The 5,995-nt window shown below is 61.6% G+C and carries 9 protein-coding genes; 5 read left to right on the forward strand and 4 right to left on the reverse strand.

The genetic code is table 11. The annotated features are described in order from the left end of the window. Window positions 1-229: 229 nt before the first annotated feature. Entirely contained in the window at window positions 230-610 is a 381-nt protein-coding gene (locus AC1DT2_RS14155; RefSeq protein WP_477296979.1) for a hypothetical protein, read from the reverse strand. 186 nt (window positions 611-796) lie between these two features. Between AC1DT2_RS14155 and AC1DT2_RS14160 the strand changes: the two genes are divergently transcribed. The 3 genes from AC1DT2_RS14160 (at window position 797) to AC1DT2_RS14170 (ending at window position 2,478) form a co-directional block, all read left to right on the forward strand. Then, entirely contained in the window at window positions 797-1,054 is a 258-nt protein-coding gene (locus AC1DT2_RS14160; protein WP_477296981.1) for an IclR family transcriptional regulator domain-containing protein, read from the forward strand. Beyond that, complete coding sequence (locus AC1DT2_RS14165; RefSeq protein ID WP_477296982.1) at window positions 1,051-1,224, forward strand: TetR family transcriptional regulator; 174 nt, start codon at window positions 1,051-1,053, stop codon at window positions 1,222-1,224. The genes AC1DT2_RS14160 and AC1DT2_RS14165 overlap by 4 nt, the downstream gene beginning before the upstream one ends. Window positions 1,225-1,518: 294 nt before the next feature. Continuing rightward, the gene (locus tag AC1DT2_RS14170; protein WP_477296983.1) at window positions 1,519-2,478 is read left to right on the forward strand and encodes a hypothetical protein; all 960 of its coding nucleotides are present in this window, start codon (window positions 1,519-1,521) and stop codon (window positions 2,476-2,478) included. Window positions 2,479-2,503: 25 nt separating this feature from the next. Here the strand turns inward: AC1DT2_RS14170 and AC1DT2_RS14175 are convergent, their stop codons facing one another. After that, complete coding sequence (locus AC1DT2_RS14175) at window positions 2,504-3,787, reverse strand: hypothetical protein (RefSeq protein WP_477296985.1); 1,284 nt, start codon at window positions 3,785-3,787, stop codon at window positions 2,504-2,506. 51 nt (window positions 3,788-3,838) lie between these two features. Between AC1DT2_RS14175 and AC1DT2_RS14180 the strand changes: the two genes are divergently transcribed. After that, window positions 3,839-4,267: a hypothetical protein gene (locus AC1DT2_RS14180; protein WP_477296986.1), complete on the forward strand. Its 429-nt coding sequence runs from the start codon at window positions 3,839-3,841 to the stop codon at window positions 4,265-4,267. Window positions 4,268-4,291: 24 nt separating this feature from the next. Here AC1DT2_RS14180 and AC1DT2_RS14185 read toward each other — a convergent pair whose 3' ends face one another. Next, on the reverse strand, window positions 4,292-4,543 hold the full coding sequence (locus AC1DT2_RS14185) for a hypothetical protein (RefSeq protein WP_477296988.1): 252 nt from the start codon (window positions 4,541-4,543) through the stop codon (window positions 4,292-4,294). Between the two features lie 438 nt (window positions 4,544-4,981). Next, window positions 4,982-5,371 (reverse strand): winged helix-turn-helix transcriptional regulator, encoded by a 390-nt coding sequence (locus tag AC1DT2_RS14190; protein ID WP_477296989.1) that lies wholly within the window; start codon window positions 5,369-5,371, stop codon window positions 4,982-4,984. On the opposite strand from AC1DT2_RS14190, the gene AC1DT2_RS14195 reads away from it, so the two are divergent. After that, window positions 5,370-5,995, forward strand: a 626-nt coding sequence (locus AC1DT2_RS14195) for an SDR family NAD(P)-dependent oxidoreductase (protein ID WP_477296990.1), incomplete at its 3' end; no start/stop codon positions are given. The genes AC1DT2_RS14190 and AC1DT2_RS14195 overlap by 2 nt on opposite strands.

The following is a 5,995-nucleotide window of genomic DNA, read 5'->3' on the forward strand; positions in this document are numbered from 1 at the left end:
CCCTTGTTCAGCGGCAAGCACTAAGCAAGAAAGGCGCGTCTGAAGCAGAAGCCTGGATAAGATACGCCGCCGCGCCGGTCCCGGCGACTAGCTTTGACTATCTGGAGTGGTGCTTCGCGAGTCGCACGTCGACGTTTCCTGGACGCTCTCACTTGAGCCCGACGATGACTGCTTCTCACAGGAAGTCTCCACCACGTTTACCCTGCATCGAACTCGCTAGGCAGGCGTCTCAATTGCGGCGGATCGTCACCCGCACGCTATTGCCGAGATTCTCGATCTGAGGAACGACCGCATCCGACGGTTTCTGGTCGACGGGCGGCTTCAAGGTCACCAGGATGTTGTCGCCCTGACGGCAGACGACCGGCTCCTGGCCCGTGCTGGCCCAGGTTTGCTCCCACACCTGCGCCGGACCCCAGGGCAGGGGCTTCTGCGTGTGCGGCGTACGGTCTTCATCGCCTTCGGTGCATTGGAGCGGAGGAACGCGCTTGGGCAATGCGCCGGTCAGGAGCGTCTGGCGGACCATGACGGTGTAGTCGCGCTCCGGTTCCTGACTTGCGGGGGCAACGAAGGGCATCAGCAGGGCTATAGAAAGCAGGAGAGAAAGGCGCATCGGAATGGGACCAGCCGGGTTTGTGAGCGCGGCAGTATAAGGCGCCGGAGCAGGGTAACGGTGGTCCGACGAGGGACCGTACCCGACACGTCGACATCACGGCATCGGCGCTATTGCCATGCCTCGACACCGCTTCCTGGCGGTCGCCACTCCTGAGCTCGCCGGCCTCATGCGGATAGATGTCCCGTGCGCAACATCGTCGATTGCGTCGCGTTCGAGCGTGAGCTGCGTGTCGTCGTCCCGATCGGCATCCAGGTGCCCGCCTACCTCAGCGCCATCGGTCGGTCTCTTCTGCAGGTGCTTCCGGCCGATCGCCTGGCGAGCGTACTGCCGCCGAAACGCCCACGCCCGACAATCCATCGCAAACCCGCGATCGCGCTCAAAGCTGGGTTACTGCGTTGCCGTGACGCCATCGAGGCGAAAGTAGGGATGGCAGCACGGTGAACGCCCAGGCGAGCAAACGTCGTTCGATTGTCGCAGGCGCGACCGCGACGTTTCTCGAGCGAGGCTACGCGGGAGCGACGATGTCGCATATCGCACGCTCGGCGCAGGCGTCGAAGCAACGGTGTACAACCAGTTCGGCAGCAAGGAATCGCTTTTCGAGGCAGCCGTGAGCGACATCTGGTCGAGGTTCTAGGCTCTGCCTGACCGCAGGTCTGGCGACGACCTGGATAGCCCGAGGTCGGCCGTGTATTTTTAACCCCTGAATGTCATCTCTCACGGAGGTCAGATGTGGTTTATTGCTGCTTTGTCACTTGTAGCCGTCTCCGGCGCGCTCCAGGCAGCGCACACAAAGCCTCCTGCGTCCCTCCATGGCAAATGGGGTGATTTCACCTACCATCGCTCACTGGTAGTGATGGGGTCACCCTCCTCGCGGGCGTCGAGATAGACATAGGTAGCGGATGCGAATGAAGAGCAATAAGCGGATAACGCACGCCTACTGCATAGAAGCGGAGGAGGTTCTTCCGATAACGGGAGCCATGCTGTTTTATTTCGCCAGACCTGAGCGCGGCGCCTTGAGCTTCCTCTGCTCAACCGACACCTGCCGGAAACGAGGCGTCAAGGTCACCGGGGTGAACTATCACGTCCCACCCCAGGAGCAGACCAAGCATCAGACCGCTCACTATCGAGCCAATCCCGTGGACGATCATGACGCGTCATGCGAGTGGGTAGGAATCGAGGGCGATGTGGGGCAGAGGCTGCCTGGTGAAACAGATCGTCAACTGGAAGAGCGTAAGGCCAAGCTGAAGCTCAACGATTTCATTGATGTCTTCGACCCCACGGAGGCCGGCCCCGAGCAAGGAAATGAACCAACCGATGAGCAGCTTGACGTCGGGGAAGGAGGCGGCGTTCGTCGGAATAGCAGGAGTGCTCGACCTTCGCCGATGAGGCATAGCACCAATAGCCTGGAGCGGCTCGTGCAGTGCTATCGGGAGGCGAAAGATGAGCTATCGAAGGAAGAATTCGAAGCCCTGACGATCCAGGTCAAAGGGCTCGGTGAGGTATCACTGCAATCCTACTTTCGCCCGATCGAATGGGCCCGCCTGGGAGTGAGTGATCGCGTGGTGTTTGGCGGTGCACGGTACAAAAAATACGGGGCGGGTTTCAGTTTCACTTTTTTTGATAAGCACCAGGGCAAGCCCATATCGTTGTACGTTAAGTCTGCCACCATCAATGCCTATCGCTACCGTCGCTACTGGTTCGAACTCTTTGAGCAGGCGGAAAACGTGGCTTACTTCCGAGTCTATGTACTTGGAACGCTGAAGGAGCGCGAGGACGGGAAGGGATACGACCTTTCCGTCGACGACTTGAGGCACCTGGCTATCGTGCTTGGCCCGCAGAAGGCCGCCGAGCCACCACGTGAGTGACAGCACGAACGGGTAGCCAATACGACTATGGCGTCCACCCCTGAACCGGAAACAACGTGCCGATCGTCGACGGCGGCGCCGCTGTCACGTCACAACCCGCAAAGGGTTTGGTGGACGCCGCAACCAGGCTGAAGTCGTACGGGGCCGTCCACTGAACCTTGAAGTACCTCGGTAGGGTGTCCTGGTCTGCGTCCTGCATGTAAGCAACCTGCCACAGAGACGTGGAGCCGCGGCAACGCCTGGCGCTGCCGTCGTACTCGCCGGTGATATAGGCGTGTTGCTCTGCCGCGTGCAACTGCGCCAGGGCGGTCCTGTCGGCGGAGGGGGATAGCCAATGCGACGCTTCTGCCCAGGGTCGGGTCATCCATTCTTCGGCGAATGCCTGTGGATCGAGCGCGACAGGCGCAACACGCTTTACGGCGTGGTTCGGCCCGATTTGATAGCGCTGGACATGCGGTCGGACCAAGGCAGCGCCGTCGATGCTGGGGCCCATGTACTGGACGAGCAGGTCGTGGTTCGTGAGGTGTGCTCCGGCAACAAAGTCATCGCCCATGTAGAGGCTGTCCTGTCGATCAATCAGTGCAGGCGGTGTCGTCGTCTCCCTGGATGCCTGCCACAACTTCGTATAAAGGCTTTGCCAGTTCGACGAACACCAGGGACTGTAGCCGAGCGTCGCGACGAGGGGCGGCGGCGCAGGTTCGTTCCATGCGGTGTCGTACGAGGATGTCTGGATCGAAAGAAAATGCTGGGGCTGGTACTCGTCCTTGCCATACCGGTCCTGCTCGATGCTGATCAGGAGGTGCCAATGGTGATCCAGCCTTTGTTCGTAGAGGTACGCCGACTGGTCGAAACCGCACTGCATCCCCACCCCGGTCACCACCAGAAGGTAGCGATAGTCGAGGGGTGCCATGCGGACCTTGTCGAGGTACCCTCGCTCGCTTTCCGTGTGCGAGGGATCCTCGCACCGGTAGTCGGACGATTCCGGCAGGCCGCACGTCAATCCTGCGTCGTCGAGCGCCTGGGTCAGTCGCGCGCTGAGCGCCGTCAGGTCGTCGGGATCCAGGTTGTAGACCGTGCCATTCGCCATGCTCGCGCCCGGTACCGGGGGCAATTGCTGCTCCACCCATTCGCGCAAGGCCTGCTTGACCGGCGTGAACTCGGGCCCGGCGTTCCGCGCCTCGTCTATGCCACGGGAGTGGCGTATCTTTTCGAGCTGCGTTGCCAGTGACGAGAGGTCGGGCGTCGTCGCCCAGACGGGAGATGCGATAAATCCGACCGCGATTCCCGCAAAAACCATGAGCAAACGCATGGAGAGTCCCTGGGTGGTTTCTGTGCCGATTATCTACAAAGAGGGAAAGATATGTTTCTCAGGTCATTGGGTGCGGGAATCGTTGCGCTCGCCTTGGTCATGCTCGTGGCGTCGCTTTATGGCCTGCACGGCGTGTCCAATACAGGCCGCGTTGTCGCGGCAACGTTGCCCCCGTGGCGTCATGACGTGGATATGCAAAGGTGGAAGGCCCATCTGCAGGCCTATTGGGTGACCTGGGTCGTCGCCGCCGTCACGGCTGGCATCGGCGGAGTGCTCTTATTGAAGCGCCGCGCGGCGGGCCTGACACTTTTCGTTGCCGCGTCGGCCATCGTACTTTTCTACCCTGTTGTGACTTGGGCGTTCTTTCGCGAGGCTTATCCGTACGAGACCTTGAGTTATACGAACTCGGCTGTCGCCCTGTCGTTTCTGTGCCTGGCGGGTGTCGCACGCTTCGCGCTCCTTCGCAGGCCAGCTCGCTGACAGGGTGGTCGCTCGAAACGGAGGCTATCCCGGCGACGCTGCCGGTGCCTCGATGCTCTGCCACTGTCCTGTCTCGTCTTCGCTGCGCACACGAACGGGTACGCGGCGGCTTCGAGCGATCGTTTCGGCCAGCGCCATGGCGAATCGCAACGATTCGGCCCGAGTGGCGAATTCGCCGACGGGCTCGCGATCCTGAAAGACCTTGAAAGGGGAAGGGCCGCCACTTGCTTGCGGTAAATACAGGGTGATCGTATTCCCCAGGTCGCGGGCTTCCATGGCTGCTCCCGCCTAAGCCATCCGGGCGATCGCCCGGCGGATCTCGGCCAGGGTCTCGTCGAGCGCCAGGTCGATCTCGCCAGGGGAGACGTTTTTATCCGACAGACGCATAGCCAACACCCCTGCCATGGCGGCCGGACCGGGCAATGCCGCGGACCAGCCCAGGTTACGAATCTCACAGGCCCATCGATGGGCCCGTAGGGGATCCGGAGCGTCAAGCGCATCAGCCAGCAAGGTCGTGTACCTGCCCAGGCGGTGGGAGAGTGACCCGTGCTCGGGCGACTCGATGCCAGTCCGATCCGCGCAGCCGTCAGGGGACCGGTTCGTGAGGAAGTGAGTTGGGATACGAGTTGTCATGGCCCCATCGTCGGGGCCCGGGCGTGAAACGAACGCCAACGGCAGCGGGCGCAAGACCGACCTTGGCAAGCCATCGCTGCTTCATCCCGATTGCCCAGCCGGATGATCGACCGAGAACATTCGTGCCGCAACGAGAACAGCACGCAGCTGCCGGCCCATCTCCGTCAGCTGATATTCGACGCGCAGGGACTTGCCCGCGTGTTCGACACGCGCGACCAGGCCATCCTCGGCAAGCTCGCGCAGGTGCTGGGTCAGCACCTTCTGCGAAATACTTCCCAGGTCACGCTTCAACTGCAAGGTACGCAGTGTCGGGTCGGCGAACAGCCTGAACAGTATCGGCAGCTTCCAGCGCCCCTGGACCATGCGTACGACTCGCGTCACGTGCGCCGCCGACCCCGCCGGACCCAGACACACATCGGAAGACTCCTGGGTGGTGGGCACCTGAAAGTGCGTAGTTGTCGGAACTGCCATGTGGGGCCACCGTAGCGAGATATTAAAAACGACGTGGGGTTTCGGTATGGATCTTCAATTACAGGGAAAGGTTGCGCTGGTGACGGGCAGTAGCAAGGGCATCGGCGAAGCTATCGCCAGGACACTGGCCCTGGAGGGGGCGACCGTTATTGTTCACGGGCGCGACATGACCCAGGCCCAGCGGGTTGCTGCCGATATCCTGGCCTCGGGCGGACGGGCTCACGTTGTCGTTGGGGATCTCACGTTTGATGAGCAGGTACAGCGGATCGTCGAGGAAGCCGGGGAACGTGCCGGTCCTGTCGACATCCTGGTCAACAACGCCGGTGGTTCCGGCGGCGTGAAAGAGAGCTGGGCAACCACTGAGCCTGCTTCCTGGACGACGGCCTATGACCGAAATGTGTTGTCTGCTGTACGCATGACGACCCGACTGTTGCCGCAAATGCAGGCACGGCGATGGGGGCGGGTGGTCAACATCTCTAGCCTTGCCGCAACCATGGCGCCTGCCTCTTCTCCCGGCTACGCCGCCTGCAAGGCGGCGATGAATGCCATGACTTCGTCGTTGGCAAAGGCGGTCGCTTCGAGCGGGATCACCGTGAACGCTATTTCGCCCGGTACGATCCACAG

The sequence above is a fragment of the Luteibacter sp. P4_E6 genome, from assembly GCF_056401535.1.